The sequence below is a fragment of the Terrabacter sp. Soil811 genome (genome assembly GCF_001429655.1).
Classification (GTDB): Bacteria; Actinomycetota; Actinomycetes; order Actinomycetales; family Dermatophilaceae; genus Terrabacter.
Window position 1 is genome coordinate 828,855 of sequence record NZ_LMSX01000008.1, and the last position, 22,796, is coordinate 851,650.

Annotated in this window: 25 protein-coding genes and 1 tRNA gene; 13 read left to right on the forward strand and 13 right to left on the reverse strand. The window is 71.4% G+C overall.

Annotated features, from left to right (window positions below; translation table 11 throughout):
* Position 1: 1 nt before the first annotated feature.
* Together ASH01_RS14225 and glgC are read right to left on the reverse strand one after the other, a co-directional pair.
* Positions 2-859, reverse strand: coding sequence for an LLM class F420-dependent oxidoreductase (locus ASH01_RS14225; protein ID WP_056776886.1), 858 nt, complete (start codon positions 857-859; stop codon positions 2-4).
* Positions 860-904: 45 nt separating this feature from the next.
* Positions 905-2,164 (reverse strand): glucose-1-phosphate adenylyltransferase, encoded by a 1,260-nt coding sequence (gene glgC, locus ASH01_RS14230; RefSeq protein WP_056777761.1) that lies wholly within the window; start codon positions 2,162-2,164, stop codon positions 905-907.
* A 102-nt stretch (positions 2,165-2,266) separates the two neighbouring features.
* On the opposite strand from glgC, the gene glgA reads away from it, so the two are divergent.
* The 3 genes from glgA to ASH01_RS14245 all read left to right on the forward strand — a co-directional run bounded on the left by glgA (position 2,267) and on the right by ASH01_RS14245 (position 5,942).
* The gene (glgA, locus tag ASH01_RS14235; protein ID WP_056776890.1) at positions 2,267-3,469 is read left to right on the forward strand and encodes a glycogen synthase; all 1,203 of its coding nucleotides are present in this window, start codon (positions 2,267-2,269) and stop codon (positions 3,467-3,469) included.
* A 62-nt stretch (positions 3,470-3,531) separates the two neighbouring features.
* Positions 3,532-4,107: a 1-acyl-sn-glycerol-3-phosphate acyltransferase gene (locus tag ASH01_RS14240; RefSeq protein WP_056776893.1), complete on the forward strand. Its 576-nt coding sequence runs from the start codon at positions 3,532-3,534 to the stop codon at positions 4,105-4,107.
* Positions 4,108-4,220: 113 nt separating this feature from the next.
* Entirely contained in the window at positions 4,221-5,942 is a 1,722-nt protein-coding gene (locus ASH01_RS14245) for an alpha/beta hydrolase (protein ID WP_200959170.1), read from the forward strand.
* Positions 5,943-5,962: 20 nt separating this feature from the next.
* Here the strand turns inward: ASH01_RS14245 and ASH01_RS14250 are convergent, their stop codons facing one another.
* Positions 5,963-6,697 (reverse strand): PIG-L deacetylase family protein, encoded by a 735-nt coding sequence (locus tag ASH01_RS14250; protein ID WP_056776896.1) that lies wholly within the window; start codon positions 6,695-6,697, stop codon positions 5,963-5,965.
* A gap of 55 nt (positions 6,698-6,752) precedes the next feature.
* Between ASH01_RS14250 and ASH01_RS14255 the strand changes: the two genes are divergently transcribed.
* Complete coding sequence (locus ASH01_RS14255; RefSeq protein WP_056776900.1) at positions 6,753-7,169, forward strand: hypothetical protein; 417 nt, start codon at positions 6,753-6,755, stop codon at positions 7,167-7,169.
* Between the two features lie 24 nt (positions 7,170-7,193).
* On the opposite strand, the gene ASH01_RS14260 is transcribed toward ASH01_RS14255, so the two are convergent.
* The gene (locus ASH01_RS14260) at positions 7,194-7,958 is read right to left on the reverse strand and encodes a hypothetical protein (RefSeq protein ID WP_056776902.1); all 765 of its coding nucleotides are present in this window, start codon (positions 7,956-7,958) and stop codon (positions 7,194-7,196) included.
* A 60-nt stretch (positions 7,959-8,018) separates the two neighbouring features.
* Here ASH01_RS14260 and ASH01_RS14265 point away from each other — a divergent pair, with 60 nt between their 5' ends.
* The 5 genes from ASH01_RS14265 to ASH01_RS14285 all read left to right on the forward strand — a co-directional run bounded on the left by ASH01_RS14265 (position 8,019) and on the right by ASH01_RS14285 (position 12,435).
* Positions 8,019-8,804 carry an ABC transporter ATP-binding protein gene (locus ASH01_RS14265; protein WP_056776906.1) on the forward strand — a complete coding sequence of 262 codons (786 nt, stop codon included), beginning with the start codon at positions 8,019-8,021 and terminating at the stop codon, positions 8,802-8,804.
* Positions 8,805-8,955: 151 nt separating this feature from the next.
* A complete protein-coding gene (locus ASH01_RS14270) occupies positions 8,956-9,384 on the forward strand; it encodes an NfeD family protein (protein ID WP_056776910.1) in 429 nt (142 codons plus the stop codon).
* 123 nt (positions 9,385-9,507) lie between these two features.
* On the forward strand, positions 9,508-10,701 hold the full coding sequence (locus ASH01_RS14275) for an SPFH domain-containing protein (protein ID WP_056776912.1): 1,194 nt from the start codon (positions 9,508-9,510) through the stop codon (positions 10,699-10,701).
* A gap of 58 nt (positions 10,702-10,759) precedes the next feature.
* Complete coding sequence (locus ASH01_RS14280; protein ID WP_056776914.1) at positions 10,760-11,530, forward strand: sulfite exporter TauE/SafE family protein; 771 nt, start codon at positions 10,760-10,762, stop codon at positions 11,528-11,530.
* Positions 11,531-11,616: 86 nt separating this feature from the next.
* Entirely contained in the window at positions 11,617-12,435 is an 819-nt protein-coding gene (locus tag ASH01_RS14285) for a TrmH family RNA methyltransferase (RefSeq protein WP_056776917.1), read from the forward strand.
* 27 nt (positions 12,436-12,462) lie between these two features.
* On the opposite strand, the gene ASH01_RS14290 is transcribed toward ASH01_RS14285, so the two are convergent.
* The 7 genes from ASH01_RS14290 to ASH01_RS14320 all read right to left on the reverse strand — a co-directional run bounded on the left by ASH01_RS14290 (position 12,463) and on the right by ASH01_RS14320 (position 17,268).
* Positions 12,463-12,840 (reverse strand): DUF3037 domain-containing protein, encoded by a 378-nt coding sequence (locus ASH01_RS14290; protein WP_020144179.1) that lies wholly within the window; start codon positions 12,838-12,840, stop codon positions 12,463-12,465.
* The gene (locus ASH01_RS14295) at positions 12,837-13,607 is read right to left on the reverse strand and encodes a HipA family kinase (RefSeq protein WP_056776920.1); all 771 of its coding nucleotides are present in this window, start codon (positions 13,605-13,607) and stop codon (positions 12,837-12,839) included. Before ASH01_RS14295 ends, ASH01_RS14290 begins: the two co-directional genes overlap by 4 nt.
* Before the next feature lie 4 nt (positions 13,608-13,611).
* The gene (locus ASH01_RS14300; protein WP_056776923.1) at positions 13,612-14,880 is read right to left on the reverse strand and encodes an MFS transporter; all 1,269 of its coding nucleotides are present in this window, start codon (positions 14,878-14,880) and stop codon (positions 13,612-13,614) included.
* A gap of 47 nt (positions 14,881-14,927) precedes the next feature.
* Positions 14,928-15,749 (reverse strand): ABC transporter permease, encoded by an 822-nt coding sequence (locus ASH01_RS14305; RefSeq protein ID WP_056776926.1) that lies wholly within the window; start codon positions 15,747-15,749, stop codon positions 14,928-14,930.
* Positions 15,709-16,518: an ABC transporter ATP-binding protein gene (locus tag ASH01_RS14310; RefSeq protein WP_056776929.1), complete on the reverse strand. Its 810-nt coding sequence runs from the start codon at positions 16,516-16,518 to the stop codon at positions 15,709-15,711. Before ASH01_RS14310 ends, ASH01_RS14305 begins: the two co-directional genes overlap by 41 nt.
* Positions 16,515-17,060 (reverse strand): MarR family winged helix-turn-helix transcriptional regulator, encoded by a 546-nt coding sequence (locus ASH01_RS14315; RefSeq protein ID WP_056776932.1) that lies wholly within the window; start codon positions 17,058-17,060, stop codon positions 16,515-16,517. The genes ASH01_RS14310 and ASH01_RS14315 overlap by 4 nt, the downstream gene beginning before the upstream one ends.
* 121 nt (positions 17,061-17,181) lie before the next feature.
* Positions 17,182-17,268 (reverse strand) — tRNA-Leu (locus ASH01_RS14320).
* 121 nt (positions 17,269-17,389) lie between these two features.
* Between ASH01_RS14320 and ASH01_RS14325 the strand changes: the two genes are divergently transcribed.
* Positions 17,390-18,748: a M20/M25/M40 family metallo-hydrolase gene (locus ASH01_RS14325; RefSeq protein WP_056776934.1), complete on the forward strand. Its 1,359-nt coding sequence runs from the start codon at positions 17,390-17,392 to the stop codon at positions 18,746-18,748.
* Between the two features lie 21 nt (positions 18,749-18,769).
* On the opposite strand, the gene ASH01_RS14330 is transcribed toward ASH01_RS14325, so the two are convergent.
* Entirely contained in the window at positions 18,770-18,955 is a 186-nt protein-coding gene (locus ASH01_RS14330) for a DUF5703 family protein (protein WP_034770947.1), read from the reverse strand.
* A gap of 180 nt (positions 18,956-19,135) precedes the next feature.
* On the opposite strand from ASH01_RS14330, the gene ASH01_RS14335 reads away from it, so the two are divergent.
* Entirely contained in the window at positions 19,136-19,930 is a 795-nt protein-coding gene (locus tag ASH01_RS14335; protein ID WP_056776938.1) for an LppX_LprAFG lipoprotein, read from the forward strand.
* 161 nt (positions 19,931-20,091) lie between these two features.
* Complete coding sequence (locus ASH01_RS23460; RefSeq protein ID WP_056776941.1) at positions 20,092-20,520, forward strand: hypothetical protein; 429 nt, start codon at positions 20,092-20,094, stop codon at positions 20,518-20,520.
* Positions 20,521-20,580: 60 nt separating this feature from the next.
* On the opposite strand, the gene ASH01_RS14345 is transcribed toward ASH01_RS23460, so the two are convergent.
* Positions 20,581-21,516, reverse strand: a complete 936-nt coding sequence (locus ASH01_RS14345) for an aldo/keto reductase (protein WP_056776944.1) — start codon at positions 21,514-21,516, stop codon at positions 20,581-20,583.
* 75 nt (positions 21,517-21,591) lie between these two features.
* Between ASH01_RS14345 and ASH01_RS14350 the strand changes: the two genes are divergently transcribed.
* On the forward strand, positions 21,592-22,689 hold the full coding sequence (locus ASH01_RS14350) for an LLM class F420-dependent oxidoreductase (protein ID WP_056776946.1): 1,098 nt from the start codon (positions 21,592-21,594) through the stop codon (positions 22,687-22,689).
* Positions 22,690-22,796 lie beyond the last annotated feature (107 nt).

Consider the following 22,796-nt stretch of genomic DNA (forward strand, 5'->3'; position numbering starts at 1 on the left):
GTCACGACGCGCTGACCCCGTTGACCTCGTCGCGCCACTGGAGCAGGTCGCGCACGCGGGCGAGGTCGGGGTCGGCCGCGGCGACGCTCGCCGTGAACAGCCGGGTCCCGACGTCGTGGAGCTGCTGGGCGTTGCTCGCGTAGTCGCCCGACTGGTCGGGGTTGCGGCCCGGCACGAAGGCGACACCGGCCGACCGTTCGATCTCGAGGGGGTCCCGGCCTCGGCGGGCGCACCACTCGTCGAGGACGCGGTGCTTGTGCGCGATCTCCTCGGGGCCGCCGAAGCCGTGCCAGATGTCCGCGTGCTCGGCGACGATCCGGAGCGTCTTCTTCTCGCCGCCGCCGCCGATGAGGATGGGGATGTCGCGCGTCGGGGCGGGGTTGAGCCGGCTCCACCGGTCGCGGATGACCGGCAGGTCGCGCGCCAGGTCGTCGAGACGCCCGCCCGCGGTGCCGAACTCGTAGCCGTACTCGTCGTAGTCGAGCTGCGCCCACCCCGAGCCGATCCCGAGGATGAGGCGCCCCTCGCTCGCGTGGTCGACGGTGCGCGCCATGTCGGCGAGCAGGCTGGGGTTGCGGTAGCTGTTGCACGTCACGAGGGCGCCGATCTCGACGGACTCGGTCGACTCGGCCCACGCGCCGAGCATCGTCCAGCACTCGAAGTGCTGGCCGCCGCGGTCGCCGCTGAGCGGGAAGAAGTGGTCCCAGTTGAGCAGGACGTCGACACCCATCTCCTCGAGCGTCGAGGCCGTGCGTCGGATCTGGGCCCACGTCGCGTGCTGCGGCGGGATCTGGATCCCGACCCGCGCCGGCCGTGAGTCCGTCGCGCTGACCGGGGGATTCGTGGCGGTGGACGTCATGGGAAGACCCTCACAGATGTCATCGGGCGGGGCTCATCGGGGTGCTCATCGGGTGACGATCTGGCCCTTGCCCACGACGACGATGCCGGTCTCGGTGACGTGGAGGCCGCGTGCCCGGTCGTGCTCGTGGTCGATGCCGATCTGGCACCCCTCCGGGATGACGACGTTCTTGTCGATGATGGCCCGGCGGATCTGCGCGTGCCGGTGCACCTCGACGCCGTCGAGCAGGACCGACCCCTGGATGCTCGCGTAGGAGTGCACCTTGACGAGGGGGGAGAGCACCGAGGCGTAGATGTGCGCACCCGACACGACGACGCCCGGGGAGACCGCCGAGTTGAGCGCCTCGCCGATGCGGTCGCCGCTGCCGTGGACGAACTTCGCCGGCGGGTAGGGGCTGTGGCTCGTGTAGATCGGCCAGTCGTAGTTGTAGAGGTTGAAGACCGGGTGGATCGAGATGAGGTCCATGTGGGCGTCGTAATAGGACTCGATGGTCCCCACGTCGCGCCAGTAGCCGCGGTCGCGGTCGGTGGCGCCGGGCACCTCGTTGTCCTTGAAGTCGTAGACGCCGGCCTCTCCGCGGCCGACGAAGTAGGGCACGATGTCGCCGCCCATGTCGTTGCTGCTCGACTCGTTGTCGTGGTCGGCGATGACAGCCGCCTCGAGGGCTGCGGCGGTGAAGACGTAGTTGCCCATCGACGCCAGGACCTCGTCGGGGTTGTCCGGCAGGCCCTTGGGGTCGTTCGGCTTCTCGAGGAAGGCGGCGATCTTGGACGGGTCGGCGTCGTCGACCTCGATGACGCCGAACTGGTTGGCGAGAGAGATCGGCTGGCGGATGGCCGCGACGGTGCAGGCCGCACCCGTCTCGATGTGCTGCTCGACCATCGCGCTGAAGTCCATGCGGTAGACGTGGTCGGCGCCCACGACGACGACGATGTCGGGCCGCTCGTCGTGCATGAGGTTGAGGCTCTGGTAGATCGCGTCGGCGCTGCCGAGGTACCAGTTCTTGTCGACGCGCTGCTGCGCCGGGACGGTCGTGACGTAGTTGCCGAGGAGCGTCGACATGCGCCATGTCTTCGTCACGTGCGCGTCGAGGCTGTGCGACTTGTACTGCGTCAGCACGACGACCTGGAGGTAGCCGGAGTTGACGACGTTGGACAGGGCCAGGTCGATGAGACGGTAGATGCCGGCGAACGGCACGGCGGGTTTGGCCCGGTCGGCGGTCAACGGCATCAACCGCTTGCCCTCACCGCCAGCGAGCACGATCGCGAGGACTTTCGGACCAGCAGCTGGGCTTCGTCGGGCCATGAGCGCCACCCTAGGGCAGGCGTCCGGTCGCCGACAGGTTCAGCACGCAAGATCGGCCGAGCTTTCCGCTCCGCGGGATGGCTGCAGCACTAGGGTCGGAACGTGCGCGTCGACATCCTCAGCAAGGAGTACCCGCCGGCCATCTACGGAGGCGCGGGTGTTCACGTGGCAGAGCTCGTCCGGGCGCTCCGCGACCGCGGCGACATCGACGTCCGGGTGCGCTGCTTCGGCGCCGCGCGTGACGAGGCCGGGACGACGGCATACGCCGATCTCCCCGAGCTCGCGGCCGGCAACGCCGCGATGCAGACACTCGGCGTCGACGTCAGCATGGCCGGCGACTGCGTCGGAGCCGACCTCGTCCACTCGCACACCTGGTACGCCAACATGGCCGGCCACCTCGCGTCGCTCCTGGGGGGCATGCCACACGTCGTGACCGCACACTCGCTCGAGCCGATGCGCCCGTGGAAGGCGGAGCAGCTGGGCGGCGGCTACCGCGTGTCCTCGTGGGCCGAGCGCACCGCGTACGAGTCGGCTGCCGCCGTCGTCGCGGTCAGCGCGGGCATGCGCGAGGACATCCTCAAGAGCTACCCCTCGCTCGATCCAGCGCGGGTTCACGTGGTGCACAACGGGATCGACTCGCAGCTGTGGTCGGCCGACCGTTCCCCGGAGGCCACCGAGATCGTCCGGCGTCACGGCGTCGACCCCGACCTGCGGTCGGTCGTCTTCGTCGGCCGCATCACCCGCCAGAAGGGCCTGCCCTACCTGCTGAGGGCCTGCGCGCTGCTGCCCCCCGACGTCCAGATCGTCCTCTGCGCGGGTGCCCCCGACACTCCGGAGATCCTCGCCGAGGTCGAGGGACTCATGAACGAGCTGCGGGCGCAGCGTGAGGGCGTCGTCTGGATCCCCGACATGCTGCCGCGCAACGAGGTCGTCGCCCTGCTGAGCCACGGCACCGTCTTCGCCTGCCCGTCCGTCTACGAGCCGCTCGGCATCGTCAACCTCGAGGCGATGGCGTGCGAGCTCGCCGTCGTCGCCACCGCCACCGGCGGCATCCCCGAGGTCGTCGTCGACGGCGAGACCGGGTGGCTCGTGCCGATCGAGCAGGTGCAGGACGGCACCGGGACGCCGGTCGACCCCGACCGGTTCGTCGCCGACCTCGCCGCCGCGCTGACCGACGCCGTCTCCGACGTCGACCGGGCCCACGCGTTCGGTCGAGCCGGCCGGCAGCGGGCGGTCGACTCGTTCTCGTGGGCCTCCATCGGCGACCGCACGCTCGAGGTCTACCGCTCGGTCCTGGACATCTGACGCACGGCGCCTCGCGTAGGTTGGTGGAGGCGGACCACCGCCACAGCCCGAGAGGAAACGCCATGAGGAGTCGACTGGCCGGCCTGGTGCTACGCCTCATCGGGTGGACCGCGGTGGGCGACGTGCCTCGCACCGGCATCGTCGTCGGTGCACCGCACACGTCCAACTGGGACTTCGTGATGATGCTCCTGGTCATGTGGCGGGGCGGCGTCACACCGCGCGTCCTCATCAAGAAGGAGCTCTTCCGTGGCCCGCTCGGGTGGCTCCTGCTGCGGCTCGGTGGCATCCCGATCGACCGCGACAACCCCGGCGAGGTCGTGCGGGGACTCGTGCGGGAGGCCCGGAGCGGGGAGCCGTTCCTGCTGATCCTGGCTGCGGAAGGCACCCGTTCGAAGGGCGGCTACTGGAAGTCCGGCTTCTGGCGGATCGGGCGGTCGACCCGTCTGCCCATCGCCCTCGCCTTCATCGACGGACCTTCTCGCACAGCCGGATTCGGCCCCACCATGACCGCCACGGCCGACGTGGTCGCCGACATGGACACGGTGCGGGCGTTCTACCGCGACAAGCGTGGGATCCACCCCGAGCGGCGCACGGAGCCTCGACTCCGCGAGGAGTCGCAACCCGACGTCCGGCGCTGATCCCGGGGTTCGGGGTCCGGTCGCGCGTACGGCGTTTCGCGTGCCCGCGACCGCCACGTGTGGGAGCGTTCCACGTGAGTGCACCCCCGTCCCGCTGACCGGAACGAGCTGAGATGGCAACTGACGTGGCTGGCAACGATGCGCTGACCGCCGGCGACCACGGGTCGGTCGACGAGGCGGACGGGCTGGAGCGGCGCTCCGGACGCCTCCGGGGGTTGCTCCACTTCACCGTCCCGGGGTGCTGGGGCGCGGTCCTCTTCGCGGCCCTGTCGTTCACCCCGTCGCTGCTCCCGCGTGGCGGGTTCATCCAGGGCCTCGTCTGCGGGATCACCGCATCCATCGGCTACGGGCTCGGAGTCCTCGGCGCATGGCTGTGGCGCGCCTTCGCGGATCGGGAGCCACGAGAGCCCAAGCCCTCGTCGTGGCGGGCCCTGTTCATCGGCGGCGGAGTGCTGCTCGTGGTCTTCTTCGGTCTCGGCCAGTACTGGCAGCACGAGATCCGGAGCCTCATGGGAGTGACGGAGTACAACATCGCCCTCGTCGTCCTCTCGCCCGTGGTCGCCGTGTTCTTCTTCGCGGTATTCCTGCTCATCGGCCGTGGCATCCGACGCGTCTACCACTGGGTCGCGGACCTGCTGAGCCGCAGGTTCGGGCGGCGGGCCGCGGGCGCGACGGGCTGGATCCTCGTCACGACGATGACCTACCTCGTCATCAGCGGCGTCCTCATCGACGGTCTCGTGGGTGCCATGGACGAGGCCTTCTCTGTGGGCAACACCGTCACGCAGGAGGGGGTCGTCAAGCCCGCGACCGGCCTCCGGTCTGGCGGGCCGGGCTCGATGGTCCCCTGGGAGTCGCTCGGTCGCGAGGGCCGCACCTTTGTGGCAGGCGGTCCGACCGCGAGCGACATCGAGGGGGTCGTCCACCACCCCGCGGAGGAACCGATCCGAACCTACGCCGGCCTCGACTCGGCCGACGACGCCGAACAGCGGGCTGCCCTGGCCGTCGACGACCTCGAGCGGGCCGGAGGGTTCAAGCGGACGAACCTCCTCGTCGTGACGACGACCGGCAGCGGCTGGGTCGACCCGGCCCTCGTCGCCCCGTTCGAGTACCTGACCGGCGGCGACGCAGCCACTGTGGGGATGCAGTACTCGTACCTGCCGTCGTGGCTCTCCTTCCTCGTCGACCAGTCCAAGGCCCGCGAGGCGGGACGGGCACTCTTCGACGCCGTCTACGACCGCTGGTCCCGGCTGCCGCAGGACTCCAGGCCCAAGCTGTACGTGTCGGGCGAGAGCCTCGGGACGTTCGGCGGTGAGACCGCCTTCAGCGGCGAGTACGACCTGCGCAACCGGACCGCCGGCACGGTCTTCGCGGGGCCGCCGAACTTCAACACCCTGTTCCGTGAGTTCAGCGACCACCGCGACGTCGGCAGTCCCGAGATCCAACCCGTCTACAAGAACGGGCGGACCGTGCGCTTCGCGACCGACCCGGCGGCCTCGATCCCGCCCGAGGGCCAGCCGTGGGACGGCACCCGCGTCCTCTACCTCATGCACCCGTCCGACCCGATCGTGTGGTGGAGCCCCCACCTCGTGTTCAACGAGCCCGACTGGATCGGTGAGGCGGCCGGCAAGGACGTGCTGCAGGGGATGTTCTGGATGCCGTTCGTGACCTTCTGGCAGGTGACGGCCGACCTCCCGTTCTCGACCGGCGTCCCCGCAGGACACGGGCACAAGTACACAACGGAGTACGTCGACGCCTGGAACGCCGTGATGCGTCCCGAGGGCGTCACCGCCGACGACCTGGCAGCCATCCGGACGGCGGTGGGAGCGCTGGGCTAGAGCCTCGGGCCCGACGCAGGTCAGCCGCCGACGAGACGGCCCGTCACGGCATACGGCACCCCGACGACCTCCGAGGGGCCGCCGAGGATCATGCCGAGCAGCTCGGCCGGCTTCGGATAGTCCGATCCGAGCGCCGCGAGGTAGGCGTCGTGCGCCGACAGCGACGCCACCGCCGCGTCGAAGTGCTCCGAGACGTCGACGAAGTGCGTCGGCTCGGGGTCGGCCACGATGAGCAGCCGGGCGACCTGCCACGGCTCGTGCCCCTCGTCCACGAGGTCGGGGAAGATCCAGCGGTTGCCCGCGTCTGCCTTGGCGTCGACGACGGCGAGACCCACCGCCCGGTGGTCGGCCTGGTTGGCGAAGCCGCCCGGGAAACGGTCGGCGTACGTCGACGTGATGACGAGGTCGGGCCTGCGGATCCGCATCTCGCGGGCGATGGCGCGCCGCAGCGGGAGGCCGTACTCGACGACCCCGTCGGTGAAGCCGTCGAGGAACTCCACGACGTCGACGCCGACCTGGGCAGCCCCGTCCCGCTCCTCCTGCTCGCGCAGCGGGGCCGCCTGCTCGGGCGGCAGGGTGTCGATCCCCGCCTCGCCGCGGGTGGCCAGCAGGTAGGTCACGGTCTTGCCGGCCCGCACCCACCGGTCGACGGCGGCGGCCGTGCCGTACTCGAGGTCGTCGGGATGCGCCACGACGCAGAGAACGGTCTCGAAGGTGCTCTCGTCGAGTGGCTGCAGGTCTGGGTGCTCCGTCATGGACCAAATCTAGGGTTGCTTGGCGAAGTCCCGGGGGGATGTGACGATGGGGAACATGCTGACCCTCGAGCTCGCCCGCCGGCTCTCCGACGCGGGACTGACGTGGAAGCCCGTCTCGGGCGACCGCTTCGTCGTGGCCGTCAGCGGCATGGAGGACGACGTCTTCGTGATCAGCGAGATCACGGTCGACGTCCACCACTTCACGACGGGCGACGTCATCGGCTTCAACGGCACGACCGAGTGGGCCCTCGACAGCGTCGAGCAGGACAAGGCCGTGTGGCTCCCGAGGGAGGACCAGCTGCGTGACCTGCTCGGTGAGTCCTTCGTCTCGCTCGAACAGCTCGAGGGCGGGTATGCCGTGTCGGCCCGCGGGCGTGACGGCGCGGTCGGGCGCCATGCCGACATCGACGCCGAACGCGCCTACGCGCGAGCGGTGCTCGCGCAGCTCGAGACGTCCGCCCCCGAGGCGTAGCCGCGCGGCCGAGCGCACCGGCACTCAGGCGGGGCGCCAGCCGGCGATGGACATGACGGCGACGTTGGTCGCGTCGGCCAGTGCTGTGTCGGCGTCCGCGGCGAGGTCGCGCAACAGCCGCGTCCGGTTCGCCGTGGTCACCGCGTCGAGACCGCTCGACCCGAGCGAGGTCCGGCCGGCGTTGCGGTGGGCGACGCGGGAGAGGTTGGCCGACAGGGCCATGATCCGTAGGGCGCGTCCGGACGTCGCCGGCGGGATGCCCCACAGCGTCGTGTCGAGGTCGGCCTGCGCCTCGGCGCGCGCCTCGTCACCCCAGGGGTGGCCCCCCACCTCGTCGAAGCGCTGCGTGTGGTCGCGGAGGCGGCCCATGAGGTCGCGCTCGATGTCCCGGAGGTCCAGCATCTCCATCCGGTGCCGGGGGAGCGGGTCCGCCTCGTAGGCCGTCCAGTCCGCACGGACGCCCACGTCGCCCTCGGGGCCGAACTCCGAGAGCGTCGGCACGAGGACCCCGCCGATGCCCGCGACGAAGACGCACTCCCCGGCGTCCGCAGCGTGCGCGGTCGCCGCGGACGAGCCACGCGGCATACGGCTCAGGTCGCCGGGGCGGGGGAGCGCCACGAACAGGGCGCGTTCGCCGAGGTCCCGCCAGACGTCGAGCCGGGCCAGGTCACCGGCGACGTGGTCGAGGTCCGGGAAGGCCCGGGCCAACGCCTCCGTCGTCGCGAGATCACCACGCCACGAGGCCGTCACCCACAGCGCGAGGCGCACGGACGCGGGCAGCTCGGACACCCCGTCATCGTAGGGTGCGCCGCCGCGGCGGCTCCGGAGGCCTTGTCATAGGGTCGAGCCATGAGCGACGTCCTCGCCTTCGCCGGAGTCACCGTTCGTCGCGGTGCCTCGACGCTCCTCGACGACGTCACGTGGGAGGTGGAGGAGGGCGAGCGCTGGGTCGTGCTGGGCGCCAACGGTGCCGGCAAGACGACGCTGCTCCAGATCGCCGCGGCGCGGCTGCACCCGACCGCGGGGGTCGCCGGCGTCCTCGGCGAGGTGCTCGGCGCCGTCGACGTCTTCGAGCTGCGGCCGCGCATCGGCCTCGCGAGCTCCTCGATGGCCGAGCGCATCCCCGGCGACGAGCTCGTCGGCAACGTCGTCGTGACGGCCTCCTACGGCATCATCGGCCGGTGGCGCGAGACGTACGACCACGTGGACTACGTGCGCGCCATGGAGCTGCTCAGGACGCTCGGCGCCGAGCACCTCGCCGACCGGGCCTACGGCACGCTGAGCGAGGGCGAGCGCAAGCGCGTCCAGATCGCCCGGGCGCTGATGACCGACCCCGAGCTGATGCTGCTCGACGAGCCGGCCGCCGGTCTCGACCTCGGCGGTCGCGAGGACCTCGTGCGCCGGCTCGCCGACCTGGCCGCCGACACGGAGGCGCCCGCGATGGTGCTCGTGACGCACCACGTCGAGGAGATCCCTCCGTCGTTCACCGACGTCCTCATGATCCGCGACGGCAAGGTCGTCGCCGCCGGCCCCATCCCGCTGACGCTGACGGCCGAGAACCTCAGCGCGACGTTCGGTCTGCCCCTCGTGCTCGAGCAGCACGGCGAGCGCTGGTCGGCGCGGGCCGAGTCCTGATCGCAACCGTCCCGACCCCTTGATCCGTAGGTCCCGAGAGGGAACTGAGGCAGAATCGAGAACGTCACAGGAGTGACGCACGGGACATCGGGGCCCGTCGCCGAGGTGGACGAAGGCAGGGTGGGGGCACGTGGTCGAGGGACAGGCTTGGATGGTCTGGGTGGCAGTGGCTCTCGTCCTCGTCGCCATCGAGGCGGTCACGGTCGACTTCACCTTCCTCATGCTCGCCGGTGGTGCCGTGGGCGCATCGATCGCCGCGGCCTTCGGGGCGCCCCCCGTGGTGCAGGCCATCGTCGCGGCCCTCGTTGCCGTGGCCCTCCTCGCGATCGTGCGTCCGTGGCTCAAGAACCGCCTCTCGGCCAGCACGCCGCAACAGCTCATGGGCGCCGCCGCCCACGTCGGCCGCTCGGCCGTCGCCATCGACCGTGTCAACCCGGCCGGAGGGCGGGTCAAGCTCTCCGGCGAGACGTGGTCGGCGCGCACGCTCGGCGACGACATCGAGCCCGGCGAGGAGGTCGTCGTCGACTCCATCGACGGCGCCACCGCGATCGTGAGCCGCGCCCGCGTCGTGGGGAGCTGAGCCGGCCTCCGGCCCCGCGCCCGGCGACGCCACCGAACCAACGAGCGGATCGTCCGATCCGCCCGCACCAACCGCGCTTCCCCGGGGGAGCACGGACCGCACAGGGAGAAGGTCGAGAAGGTCGTGGACCCGGTACTCATCATTCCGATACTCATCGTCGTCGTCGCGTTCGTGGTCGTGCTGCGCACCGTGCGCATCGTGCCGCAGCAGACGGCACAGATCGTCGAGCGACTCGGCGGCTACAACAAGACGCTGACGGCAGGTATCCACTTCCTGATCCCGTTCGTCGACAAGGTCCGCGCCAACATCGACCTGCGTGAGCAGGTCGTCACCTTCCCGCCGCAGCCCGTCATCACCAGTGACAACCTCGTCGTCAACATCGACACCGTCATCTACTACTCGGTCACCGACGCGAAGGCCGCCGTCTACGAGATCGCCAACTTCATCCAAGGCATCGAGCAGCTGACGGTCACCACGCTGCGCAACGTCATCGGCTCCCTCGACCTCGAGCAGGCCCTGACGAGCCGCGACCAGATCAACGGCCAGCTGCGCGGCGTCCTCGACGAGGCCACGGGCAACTGGGGCATCCGCGTCAACCGTGTCGAGCTCAAGGCCATCGACCCGCCGCGCTCGGTGCAGGAGACGATGGAGAAGCAGATGCGCGCCGAGCGTGACCGTCGTGCCGCGATCCTCACCGCCGAGGGCTTCAAGCAGTCGGCCATCCTCACGGCCGAGGGTGAGAAGCAGAGCCAGATCCTGCGAGCCGAGGGCTCGGCGCAGGCCCGCATCCTCGAGGCGCAGGGCCAAGCCCGCGCCATCCAGCAGGTGTTCGCGGCCATCCATCGCGGCAAGCCCACCCAGAAGCTGCTCGCCTACCAGTACCTCCAGGTGCTGCCGCAGCTCGCACGCGGCGACTCCAACAAGATGTGGATCATCCCGTCCGAGCTGACCGACGCCCTCAAGGGCATCGGCAACGCGCTCGGCGGCAGCGAGCAGGGCCCGATGGGCGGCGACGACGAGGAGCAGTGGGTCGACACGGGCGACGCCGACGACAACGCCTTTGCCGAGACGGTGCTCGAGGACCCGGCCAAGGCACTGGCCGAGGCCCGTGGCCAGGCCGCGCAGGCGAGTGCCGAGTCGACCGAGCACGCCGCGCCCATGGGTCGCCAGCAGCCCCCGCTGCGCTCGGGGGCCGACGTGCCCCCGCCCCCCGCTGCGGCGCCGCCGGTCACGCCCCCGGTCACGCCCCCGGTCACGCCCCCGGCGTCCGCGGACGACCTGGCCGACGCACCGCCCGAGCCCCCGACCGGACGCTGACCGACACCCCGGCGACACCGCCCCGACGACACCCGGTCACCCTCTGTAGGGTGACCGGGTGTCGTTCTGGTCCGCCGTCGCCATCGCGCTGGCCGGGACCGGGGCCGGCGTCATCAACACCATCGTCGGGTCGGGCACGCTCATCACGTTCCCGACCCTGCTCTTCTTCGGGGTCAACCCGCTCGTCGCCAACGTCTCGAACAACATCGGCCTCGTCGCCGGTGGCGTGACCGGGGCGTGGGGCTACCGCAGGGAGCTGGACGGCCAGGCGCGCACCCTTCGCCGGCTCATGCCGATGTCGTTCGTCGGCTCGGTCGTGGGGGCGGGGCTGCTGCTCGTTCTGCCCGCCGCGGCGTTCCGGGCGATCGTGCCGGTGCTCATCCTCATCGCGCTCGTGCTCGTGGTTGCGGGCCCGCGCATCCAGGCCCGGGTCCACCCGGAGGGGGTCGAGGGGGCGGTGCCGCGCTGGCACGCGCCGGCGATGGCAGCCGGGGTCTTCGCCGCGGGCGTCTACGGCGGCTACTTCGGCGCGGCCCAGGGCGTCCTGCTCATGGGCCTGCTCAGTGCGCTGAGCCTCGAGCCCCTGCAGCGGCTCAACGGCTACAAGAACGTGCTCTCCCTCGTCGTCAACGTCGTCGCGGCCGCGGTGTTCATCCTCTTCGCACGCGACCAGATCGACTGGCTCATCGTCCTCCTCATCGGCGTCGGCGCCTTCGTGGGCGGCATCATCGGGGCACGGGTGGGCCGCCGGATCCCGCCGAACGTCCTGCGGGGCCTCATCATCGCGATCGGCCTCGTCGCCGTCGTCAAGCTCGTCTGGTTCCCCTGACGCCTTTCGCAGCCTGACCCCGGCCCCGGCCCCGCCCCCGGGCCACGATGCCGGATGAAGGTGCGACCGGCACTAGCCTGTCGGGCGTGCCGATCGAGATCACCGACCCCACCGACCCGCGGCTGACCGACTACGTGTCGCTGACCGACGTCGTGCTGCGGAGGCGGCACGAGCCAGAGCGCGGCCTCTACATCGCGGAGAGCCAGAAGGTGATCCGCCGTGCGCTTCGAGCCGGGCACCGACCGCGGTCCTACCTCATGGCCAGGCGCTGGCTCGACGACCTGTCCGACATCGTCGCCGACGCGGAGGCCGACGGGGTGCCGGTCTACTTCGCGGAGCACGACGTCATCGAGCAGCTGACCGGCTTCCACCTCCACCGCGGCGCACTGGCTGCGATGCAGCGCCCCGCCCTGCCGACCGTCGAGTCGCTCATCGCCGACGCGCGCCGCGTCATCGTCCTCGAGGACGTCGTCGACCACACGAACGTCGGTGCGATCTTCCGGTCGGCTGCTGCGCTCGGGGTCGACGCCGTCCTCATCACGCCCCGGTGCGCCGACCCCCTCTACCGGCGCTCGATCCGCGTCTCCATGGGCACGGTCTTCCAGGTGCCGTGGACGCGGATCGACCCGTGGCCGCAGGGCATGGCCCTGCTCCACGACGCCGGTCTCACCGTCGCGGCCATGGCCCTGTCCGACGACTCGGTCTCGCTCGACGACCTCGAGAGCGGCCCACCCGAGCGGCTCGCGCTCGTCGTCGGCACGGAGGGCGACGGCCTGTCGCACCGGACCGTCGCCGACGCCGACCTCACCCTGCGCATCCCCATGGCCGGAGGCGTCGACTCGCTCAACGTCGCCGCGGCCAGCGCCGTCGCGATGTGGGCGCTGCGCCCGCGGCCCCAGGGCTGACCGGGCCGGTCGAGCCAGTCGGGTCCGTCAGGCCCGGACGAGCCGGTCGAGCAGGCGCTCGAGCTCGACGGCAGGGTCGTCGCACAGGCCCCCGTGGACCGGTCCGGGCTGCACGACGGTCGAGCGCGGTGCGATGATCCAGCCGAACCGCTGGCCCGGCTTGTCGAGGGTCGGCAGGCCGCGGCCCGTCTCGCCGCGGCACACGGCCCGGACGCGTTCGAGCATCGAGCGCACGCCCTCGAGGTCGCACGTCGGTGACAGCGCGTCCGCACGGCGCTCGTCGAGCTCCCAGGCGGCGTCGAGGAAGCCCGCGTCCTGCGAGTAGAGCACGACACCGACGTTGATGAACTCCTCCCGGTCGACGCGGGGGACGAGCCGGAGCAGGACGTACTGGTACGCGTTCACGCGGCGACGCCCGTGGGCACCCAGGTGAGCGGCCCGTCGAGGCGGGCCCGCAGCATCCGGGCGTATGCCGTCCGCACCGCGGGTGCGTCGGCGAGTTCGGGCGTGGGCTCGATCCATTCCTCGGGCACCTCGGCGACGACGGCCTCGACGGCCTCGGGCGTGAGGCGCGCCGCGAGCTCGTCGTGGCGCGCGGCCACGTCGCCCGCGACGTCGCGCAGGACGTGGCGGCTCGCGTCGAACGGCTGGGCCGCGAAGCGCTCCGGGGCCGGTGCCTTGCTCGGCCACGAGTGGTGGAAGTAGAGGGCTGCTCCGTGGTCGATGGCCCACGTGCGTCCGTGCCAGACGAGCAGGTTGGGGTTGGACCACGTGCGGTCGACGTTGGCGGTCAGCGCGTCGAGCCAGATGATCCGCTCGGCGAGGTCGGCGTCGGGCGGCCTCGAGCCGTCGTAGCCGAGGGAACCCGGCAGGAAGTCGACGCCGAGGTTGGTCCCGACCGAGGCGGTGAGCAGGTCCTGCACCTCCTCGTCGGCCTCGTACTTCGCGATGCGCGGGTCGAGGCGCACCACGGCGAGGTCGGGCACCGGCACCTCGAGCAGCCGGGCGATCCCGGCGACGAGCACCTCGGCGACCAAGACCTTGAGCCCCTGACCGGCGCCGCGGAACTTCAGGACGTAGGTGCCGTCGTCGTCGGCCTCCACGATGCCGGGCAGCGACCCACCCTCCTTGAGCGGCGTCACGTAGCGGGTGGCGGTCAGCTCGGGAAGCACGCCGTCAGCCTAGTGGCCGCTCGTGGTCGAGCACCGTGGCCCGCGTCCAGAGCCGGCCGAGCAGCATCGCGCTCGCCCCGTAGAGGCAGGCGAAGGCCACGAGCGGCCACCAGGCGAGCCCGCTCTCGGGGAGGACGAGCGCGCCGAGGGCCGCCGCCGCGACCATGCCGGCGTTGTAGACGACGTCGTAGGCGGAGAAGGCGCGGCCGAGCAGGTGGTCGTCGACGTGGGCCTGCAGGAGCGAGTCGACGGTGATCTTGACGCACTGGGAGGTGAAGGAGACGACGAAGCCGACGACGACGATGCTCCACGGCGTGAGGAACGGTCCCAGCACGGCGCACACGACCGCGCCCAGCGCGAGCATCCGGGCGGCATACGGCACGGCGGTCAGGCGTGGGGCCAGCCACGGGGTGACGAAGGCCGCGGAGGCGAATCCCAGTGCGGACGCGCCTGCGGCGATGCCGAAGCCCTGCGCGCCGTGGCCGGACTCGAACGGGCCGCGGAAGAGGAGCAGGGTCTGCAGCAGGAGGAAGCCGAACGGGAGCCGGGTGATGAAGACGAGGGTGAGCAGGAGGCGTGCGCGGCGCGGCAGGGTGTGCACGGCCTCGACGAGGCCCGTCACGACGGACCGGGTGATCTGCCCGACCGAGGGCGCGCCGCTCGTGTCGTCGGGGCCGATGAACGGCAGCCGGGTCGCCGCCCAGGCGGCCACGAGGACGCCAGCGGCGGCGAGGAGCACGTCGACGACGTCGCTGCCCCCGAGGGCCCTGATCCCGGTGCCTACCGCGCCGCCGAGGAGGTATGCCAGGGACCCGCACGTGGGAGCGACGGAGTTCGCGCTCACGAGGTCCTCGCGCGGCACCACGTGCGGCATGGCCGAGGAGAGCCCGGCGAGGATGAAGCGGTTGACCGAGAAGACGAGGAGCACGAGGCCGAAGAACGCCGGGCCGGTCTCGGCTCCGGTGACGAGGACGGAGACGCCGAGGATCGCCGTGGCCCGGATGACCTGGCTGACGACGATGACGCGCTTGCGCGGCCACCGGTCGAGGAGCACTCCGACGAACGGCCCCAGCGCCGAGTAGGGCAGCAGCACGATCGCGAAGGCGATGGCGATCCCGCGCGCGTCGGCGGCCTTCTCGGGGTTGAAGAGGATGTGGCTGGCCAGGGCGACCTGGAAGATACCGTCGCTGAACGACGACGTGACCCGGCTGACGAAGAGCCGACGGAACCCGCGCCCCCGGAGCAGGGTGAACAGGGCGCGCAGGAAGGTCACGCGGCACAGCGTACGGTCACCCGTGCGGTGCCCGGCGACGGGAGCGGTCAGCGCGCGAGTCGCCCGATGAGGGCCGCGGCGCAGACGATGCCGGCGATCGCGCTGCCGGCGAGGACCCCGAAGTCGACCCAGTAGTTCGTCGGCGTGCCGAGCAGCAGGCCGCGCAGGGCCGACACCTCGTAGGTCAGCGGGTTGACGTGGCTGATGACCTGGAGCCAGCCCGGCATCATCTCGATCGGGTAGAGCGCGTTCGAGGCGAAGAAGAGCGGCATCGTGATCGCCTGGCCGATCCCCATGAGCCGGTCGCGCTTGAGGGCGACGCCGGCGATGCTGAGCGACAGGCACGAGAAGAACGCGGCGCCGAGCATCACGACGACGACCACGCCGAGCAGCCGCACGGGGTTCCACGTCATCGCCACGCCCATCAGCGCGGCCACGACGACGACGATGACGGCCTGGGCGACGGACCTGACCCCGGCGGCGAACGCCTTGCCGGCCACGAGCGCTGCTCGCGGCGTCGGCGTCACGAGGAGCTTGGTGAGCACACCGGCGTCGCGCTCCCAGATGATCTGGATGCCGTAGAAGATCGAGACGAAGAGGGCCGACTGGGCGATGACGCCCGGCGCGAGGAAGTCGAGGTAGTCGAGGCCCCCGGTGGGAATGGCCCGGATCTGGCTGAACGTCGTGCCGAAGATGACGAGCCAGAGGATCGGCTGGATCGCCCGGGTGATCAGCTCGCTGCGGTCGTGGCGCAGCTTCTGGAGCTCGACGAGGCAGAAGGTCGCGATGCGCGACACGAGGAGCCGCACCCCGGTGCGGCTGCGCCGGTCAGCCCAGACGGCGGGCGGTTCGACGAGTTGCTCGGACACCGCGCAGCCCTCCCTTCTCGCCCTCGACCTCGTCGAGCGCCTCGCCGGTGTGGTGACGGAAGACGTCCTCGAGGCTGGCACCCTCCCCAGCGGCGGCCTTGAGCTCGTCGGGGGAGCCGAGGGCGCGCAGGGCCCCGCGGTGCATGAGGGCGACGCGGTCGCACAGCGCGTCCGCCTCCTCCATGTAGTGGGTCGTGAGCAGCACGGTCATGCCGTGGTCTCGCTGCATCTGCGCCACCCGCAGCCAGACGCTGTCGCGGGCGACGGGGTCGAGGCCCACCGTCGGCTCGTCCAGGACGAGCAGTGCGGGGCGGTTCACCAGCGCCTGGGCCAGCTCCAGACGCCTCACCATGCCGCCGGAGTAGGTCGAGGCGAGGCGTGACTCGTCGCCGCGCAGGTCGACCATGTCGAGCACCTCGTCGACGCGAGTCCTGCGCTCGCGCCGGGGGACGTCGAAGAGACGGGCGAACCACTCGACGTTCTCGCGACCCGTGAGAGCGCCCTCGATCGACAGCTGCTGGGGCACGTAGCCGAGCAGCCGCCGCACGGCCATCGCCTCGGTGCGCACCGAGCGGCCGAAGATCTCGACCTGCCCGGCCTGCAGCGGCAGCAGGGTGTTGAGCAACCGGATCGTCGTCGTCTTGCCGGCCCCGTTGGGCCCGAGCAGGCCGAAGCACTCACCCGGCTCGACGGCCAAGGTGAGGTCATCGACCGCGCGGTGCGTCCCGAAGCTGTAGCCCAGGCCCCGGATGTCGATGGCCGAGGTCATGGTCGGTCGCCGGCAGCCGACCCGTCCGGGAGGTCGAGCGCCGCGGCCACGGTGACGGCCGGCTCGGAGGTGTGCGGCGCGGCGACGTCGTGCGTCTCCGGCAGGTTCGCTGCGATGCGGGCGATGGTCGGCAGCGCCGCAGCCAGGCGGGCGCGGTCGGCGGCCGGGAGCTCCGCGAGCGCCACTGCGGTGGACTGCGCGCGACGGTCGCGCCACTGCTCCAGGCCCGCCCGGGCCGAGGGCGTGAGGTCGAGCCGCGCCACACGCCTGTCGCTCGAGTCGCGCTCACGCACGAGCACCCCGAGGGCGAGCAGCTGGCCGACGAGGGTCGAGACGGTGTTGGCGGCGAGACCGAGGACCCGGGCCGACTCGGCCACGGTGATCCCGGGGTTGCGCCGCACGACGCGGAGCAGCTCGAGCTGGGCCCCGGACAGGGCGAGCTCGGGCAGCGGAGCGCCGACGAGGCGTCGCGACCGGCGTCGCAGCAGCCCGATGACGTCGTAGAGGTCGTCCGCCAGCCCAGCCACCTTCTCGTCGCTCACGATCGAAGATTACGTCTGTCGCAGAGGGGTGACCAGAGAAACCGGAGCCTGACCTCCGGACGCAGCCGCCCGGGTACGAGAAGACCCCCGGGTCCTGGCCTGCAGGAACCCGGGGGTCTCATGGTGTCGAGGGGGGGACTTGAACCCCCACGCCCGTTAAGGGCACTAGCACCTCAAGCTAGCGCGTCTGCCATTCCGCCACCCCGACAAGGTGTTGCAAGGGGCTCGTGGGAATCCCTTGCGGCGAGGCGAAACGTTACACGGGGCCCGACCAAAAGACCAAACGGGCGGCAGCTGGCGTCGGGAGGCGGCGGCATACGCTGATCGGCATGAGCCACGACGACGCCGACCGCACCGTGACGACCACGGCACAGACTGCCGTGACGCCCGAGGAGGAGGTCGCGCGGATCTGCGCCGAGCTCATCCGGATCGACTCCTCCAACTACGGTGACGGGTCGGGTCCGGGGGAGCGCAAGGCGGCCGAGTACGTCATGGAGCAGCTCGACGCGGTCGGCCTCGAGGGCACCCTGCTCGAGAGCGAGCCGGGCCGTGCGACGGTCGTCGTCCGCCTCGAGGGCGAGGACTCCTCGCGCCCTGGCCTCGCGGTCCACGGCCACCTCGACGTGGTGCCGGCGAACGCCGCGGACTGGCAGGTCGACCCCTTCGCCGCGGAGGAGCGCGACGGCTGCATCTGGGGCCGCGGAGCGGTCGACATGAAGGACATGGACGCGATGATCCTCGCGAACATCCGTCACTTCGCTCGCACCGGCACGAAGCCCGCCCGCGACACGACGTTCGTCTTCTTCGCCGACGAGGAGGCCGGCGGCACCTACGGCAGCCACTGGCTCGTGGACCACCACCCGCACTGGTTCGAGGGCGTCACCGAGGCGATCAGCGAGGTCGGCGGCTACAGCGTCACCGTGCCGACGCCGGGGGGCCAGCAGCGCGCGTACCTCCTCCAGACCGCGGAGAAGGGCATCGCCTGGCTGCGGCTGCGCGCACACGGACGTGCCGGGCACGGGTCGGTACCCAACGACGAGAACGCCATCGTCCGCCTCGCCGCCGCCATCGGCCGGATCGCCGCCCATGAGTGGCCGCGTGAGTACATCGCCTCGGTCCGTGAGCTGCTCGACACGCTCGGCAGCCTGACCGGGCTCTCGTCGACCGACGACGACCTCGAGCCGCTGCTCGCCACCCTCGGCGGGGCCCAGGGCTTCGTGCGGGGCACGCTGCGCGACACCGCCAACGTCACGATGCTCGAGTCCGGCTACAAGCACAACGTCATCCCGCAGACGGCGACGGCGGCCGTCGACTGCCGCTTCCTGCCCGGCCACGAGGACGCCCTCATGGCCACGATCCGCGAGCTGGCCGGCGAGCACGTCGAGGTCGAGGTCGTGCACCGTGACGTCGCCATCGAGGCACCGTTCTCCGGTGACCTCGTCGAGTCGATGAAGCAGGCGCTGCTGCGTGAGGATCCCGAGGCCGTCGTCCTGCCCTACTGCCTCTCGGGCGGCACCGACAACAAGGCGCTGGGCCGGCTCGGGATCAGCGGCTACGGCTTCGCGCCGCTGCGGCTGCCGGCAGACCTCGACTTCGCGCCGATGTTCCACGGCATCGACGAGCGGGTGCCCACGGCGTCGCTTCGCTTCGGGGCGCGGGTGCTCGGCGACTTCCTGCGCTCCTGCTGAGGGTCGCGGCGGACGCGTCGGTCAGGCCGTGCGCTCGACGCGCATGATCCGGCGGCGCAGCCACATCCGACGCACGCCACCTTCGTAGATGACGGTGCGCGACAGCTCCCAACGGCCGTACTCGGCGTGCTCACGCACCGCCTGTCTGGCCTGGGCCTTCGACGTGTGGCGGTCGAACGTGAGGACCCGGTACTCGTACTCCGTCATCGCCGTCCATTCTGGCACCAACCGTGACCCCTCCGAGACCGTATGCGCGGCGTGGCGGTCACGCGACCGCGGTACCGTCGCTGGGTCATCCGGCCGCGAACCGGACCTGCGTGGTCCGCGCGGCGAGCAGGGGAACCGCCTGGCACAGCCCGGCGTCAAGGGCCCAGGAGGTCAACACACATGAAATGGAACACCCGCCGCATCGCGGCAGCAGCCATCGTCCTACCGGCCGTCCTCGGAGTGGCGGCCTGTGGCAAGAGCGAGACCCCGGCACCCGCGACGGGGCAGACTCAGGCCAGCTCGGCCGCCGCGACGAGCGATGCGCCGGCCGCCGGTCAGCCGTACAAGGACAAGGCGTCGTTCGTCGCCGCCATGAAGGCCGCGGGCAAGAACGCCACGACCGCCCACGTCACGATGGCGATGGACGCCGCCGGCCAGAAGATCGCCATCACCGGTGACACGAAGGTCGACGCGAGCAACCCGGCGATGAAGATGACGATGGACATGGGCCCCTCGATGAAGCTCGACATGGTCCTCGTCGACAAGAAGGTCTACATGAAGGGCTTCCCGGGCCTCGCCGCGGGCAAGTGGGCCGTCATCGACAGCAGCTCGACGCTCGGCAAGCAGCTCTCGCAGTCGCTCGACCAGGCCGACCCGACCAAGATGTACGACCAGTTCGGCGCGGCCGTGCAGGACGTCAAGTACGTCGGTGAGGACACCGTCGACGGCGAGAAGACGTGGAAGTACGACCTGACGCTCGACACCACGGCGATGCAGGCCCAGCTGCCCGCCGCCGAGAAGACGAAGATGCCGGCCACCATCACGTACACCGCGTGGCTCGACGAGAAGAACCAGCTGCGCAAGGTCACCTTCGACCTCTCCGGCGTCAAGGCCGAGATGACGATGAGCAAGTACGGCGAGCCGGTCGACATCACCGCCCCGCCGGCCTCTGACACCGTCAAGGCGCCCATGTGAGGCAGGCATGACAGGCCACGTCGGCGACGGGTGAACGGCCCGCCAACCACGCGTGAACGGTCCCGCAGCGAGCCCGGTTCGCTGCGGGATCGCTGTGTTTCCGGGCGTTTCCGGGCCCGGAATCGGTGCCTTCGGTCGTGCGGGTCGACTACGGTCGAGGCATGACCGTCGACCCCCGCTCCGCCCTCGAGCAGCTGATCGTCGCCCTCGAACGCCACCTCGAGGCCGCGAACGCGAGCCGAGACCCCGACCACCCCATGGTGATGGCAGCGGCGCAGGACCTCGCCGAGGCCTTCGACGACTACGACGAGGCGCTCTACGAGGCCACCGAGGTCGCGACGCCCCTCGCGATCTACGGCGACGACTTCGACGGGCACGAGGACGAGGACGGGACCGAGGGCCGCGTCTACGCCGGGCTCGACTCGGACGACTACGACGAGGACGACGAGGACGACGAGGACGACGACGATGACGACGACGACGACGATGACGACGACGATGACGACGACGACGACGACGACTACGAGGACGACGACGACGAGGGCCACGTCGACGGCGGCGTGACCGAGAGCTCCGACACGCGAGCCTGACCCGTCGCGACGCTCCGGCGAGAGCGGTCACCCCGCCTGATCGCGAGCAGGGTCCCGGCGTCAGGCCGAGACGTCCTCCAGGGCGGCGACGATCTCCGACGGCAGGGCAAGCTCGAGACTTGCGAGCGCAGAGCGCAGCTGAGCTGCCGTGCGGGCGCCGACGATGGGCGCCGCCACGCCGGGCCGGTCGCGCAGCCACGCCAGGGCAACCTCCCCGGGCTTGGCCCCGAGGCCTCGGGCGGCCATCGCCACCGCGTCGGCGACGCGCGTGGTCTGCTCGTCGAGGAAGCGCTCGGCGAATCCCGGGAAGTCGCTCGACGCCGCGCGCGATCCCGACGGTATGCCGTTGCGGTACTTCCCGGTCAGCACGCCGCGTCCCAGCGGTGACCACGGGAGCAGCCCGAAGCCGAGCGACGTCGCGGCCGGCACGACCTCGTGCTCGGGGGTACGGCATACCAAGGAGTACTCGATCTCGTTGGCCACCAGAGGGATTCGGGCCGACTCGAGCAGGCTGAAGGCGCGCGCGGACTGCCAGCCGGAGTAGTTGGAGACGCCGACGTAGCGGGCCCGGCCCGATGCGGCCGCCCACTCGAGCGCGGAGAGCGTCTCGGCCAGCGGCACGTCGTCGGACCACGTGTGCGCGAGCCAGAGGTCGACGTGGTCGGTGCCGAGGCGGCGCAGTGACGTGTCGAGCTGGGCCATGAGCCCGCGCCGCGACACGTCGACCCGTCGCTCGCCACCCGCCCGGGAGATGCCCGCCTTGGTGCAGATGACGAGGTCGTCGCGAGGGACCGTGCCGTCCAGCAGGCCCCCGAGGATGGTCTCGGCGTCTCCGCCGCCGTAGCCGTAGGCCGTGTCGACGAGGTTGCCGCCCGCCTCGACGAACGCACGCAGGTGGTCACCGGCCTCGTGGCGGTCGACGGCGTTGCCCCAGAGCATCGTCCCGAGGGCGAGAGGGGTGACCGTGAGACCGGACGAGCCGAGACGCCTGCGCATGCCTCGAACGGTAGTGGGCGACGCCGCACCCCGAGCGGCCGCCACGTCGGCGACCGCGCCGATAGCCTGCGATCCATGAGGATCGGTGTGAATCTCGGCTACTGGGGACGCGGCACGACGGGGCAGGACCAGGTGGCGGTGGCGCAGGCCGCCGACCGGCTCGGCTACGACAGCGTGTGGGTGGCCGAGGCGTACGGCTCGGACAGCCCGACCATGCTCGCGTGGATCGGGGCGCTGACCGAGCACGTCGACCTCGGCTCGGCCGTCATGCAGATCCCGGGACGGACCCCGGCGATGACGGCGATGACCGCGGCGACGATCGACACGATGTCCGGCGGACGGTTCCGGCTGGGGCTCGGGGTGTCCGGTCCGCAGGTGAGCGAGGGCTGGCACGGCGTCCCGTTCCGCAGCCCGCTCGGCCGCACGCGCGACTACGTCGAGATCGTGCGCGCCGCGCTCCGCCGCGACACGGTGACCCACGCCGGCCCGCACTACCCGCTCCCGCTCCCGGGCGGACCGGGCAAGCCGCTCAAGCTCTCCGCGCGGCCCGTGCGCCCCGACCTCCCGGTCTACCTCGCGGCGGTCGGCCCCAAGAACCTCGAGCTGACCGGCGAGATCGCCGACGGCTGGCTCGCGATCTTCTTCAGCCCCGAGCACGCCGCCGACCTGCTCGCCACCCTCGAGACGGGCCGGCGCCGGGGTGGACGAGGGCCTGTGGACGCACCGATGACGGGCTTCGACGTCGTCGCGACGACGCCTGTCGTCCTCGTCGACGACGTCGCGGAGGCGGCGGACCACGTGCGCGACTACTGCGCGCTCTACATCGGCGGCATGGGCTCGCGCGAGCAGAACTTCTACAACCAGCTCGCGTGCCGGATGGGCTTCGAGGAGGACGCGGCGCGCATCCAGGACCTCTACCTCGCCGGCCGCCACCGCGAGGCCGCCGCCGCCGTGCCGCTCGAGTTCATCGACGAGACGGCGCTGCTCGGGTCGCCGCAGCGAATCGCCCGACGACTCGGTCGCTACGAGGAGGCGGGAGTCACGACCCTCGCCGTCGCCGTCGGCGGGGGCATGACCCGCGACCAGGCCCTCGCGACGCTGCAGGTGGTCGCCGGGATCGCCGCCCTCGAGCCCGCCAGGGCGTCGGACGAGCCGGCCCCGGACGTTCCCTAGGGATTCGTCTCCGCGCCGCCCTCCTCGAGGCCTCCCAGCCGGCGTTGTCGATAGGGTGCGACATTGTGCCCAGCGGCCGTCGCACCCTTTCGGGTGGCGACCCGTCC

What these genes read in the sequence shown, in the direction of transcription:
- ASH01_RS14350 (WP_056776946.1), top strand. Translation starts at nt 21,592, where the DNA reads ATGAGGATCGGTGTGAATCTCGGCTACTGGGGACGCGGCACGACGGGG.
- ASH01_RS14335 (WP_056776938.1), top strand. Translation starts at nt 19,136, where the DNA reads ATGAAATGGAACACCCGCCGCATCGCGGCAGCAGCCATCGTCCTACCG.
- ASH01_RS14265 (WP_056776906.1), top strand. Translation starts at nt 8,019, where the DNA reads ATGAGCGACGTCCTCGCCTTCGCCGGAGTCACCGTTCGTCGCGGTGCC.
- ASH01_RS23460 (WP_056776941.1), top strand. Translation starts at nt 20,092, where the DNA reads ATGACCGTCGACCCCCGCTCCGCCCTCGAGCAGCTGATCGTCGCCCTC.
- ASH01_RS14250 (WP_056776896.1), bottom strand. Translation starts at nt 6,697, where the DNA reads ATGACGGAGCACCCAGACCTGCAGCCACTCGACGAGAGCACCTTCGAG.
- ASH01_RS14245 (WP_200959170.1), top strand. Translation starts at nt 4,221, where the DNA reads ATGGCAACTGACGTGGCTGGCAACGATGCGCTGACCGCCGGCGACCAC.
- ASH01_RS14240 (WP_056776893.1), top strand. Translation starts at nt 3,532, where the DNA reads ATGAGGAGTCGACTGGCCGGCCTGGTGCTACGCCTCATCGGGTGGACC.
- ASH01_RS14330 (WP_034770947.1), bottom strand. Translation starts at nt 18,955, where the DNA reads ATGACGGAGTACGAGTACCGGGTCCTCACGTTCGACCGCCACACGTCG.
- ASH01_RS14325 (WP_056776934.1), top strand. Translation starts at nt 17,390, where the DNA reads ATGAGCCACGACGACGCCGACCGCACCGTGACGACCACGGCACAGACT.
- ASH01_RS14255 (WP_056776900.1), top strand. Translation starts at nt 6,753, where the DNA reads ATGCTGACCCTCGAGCTCGCCCGCCGGCTCTCCGACGCGGGACTGACG.
- ASH01_RS14310 (WP_056776929.1), bottom strand. Translation starts at nt 16,518, where the DNA reads ATGACCTCGGCCATCGACATCCGGGGCCTGGGCTACAGCTTCGGGACG.
- ASH01_RS14225 (WP_056776886.1), bottom strand. Translation starts at nt 859, where the DNA reads ATGACGTCCACCGCCACGAATCCCCCGGTCAGCGCGACGGACTCACGG.
- glgC (WP_056777761.1), bottom strand. Translation starts at nt 2,164, where the DNA reads ATGGCCCGACGAAGCCCAGCTGCTGGTCCGAAAGTCCTCGCGATCGTG.
- ASH01_RS14270 (WP_056776910.1), top strand. Translation starts at nt 8,956, where the DNA reads ATGGTCTGGGTGGCAGTGGCTCTCGTCCTCGTCGCCATCGAGGCGGTC.
- ASH01_RS14345 (WP_056776944.1), bottom strand. Translation starts at nt 21,516, where the DNA reads ATGCGCAGGCGTCTCGGCTCGTCCGGTCTCACGGTCACCCCTCTCGCC.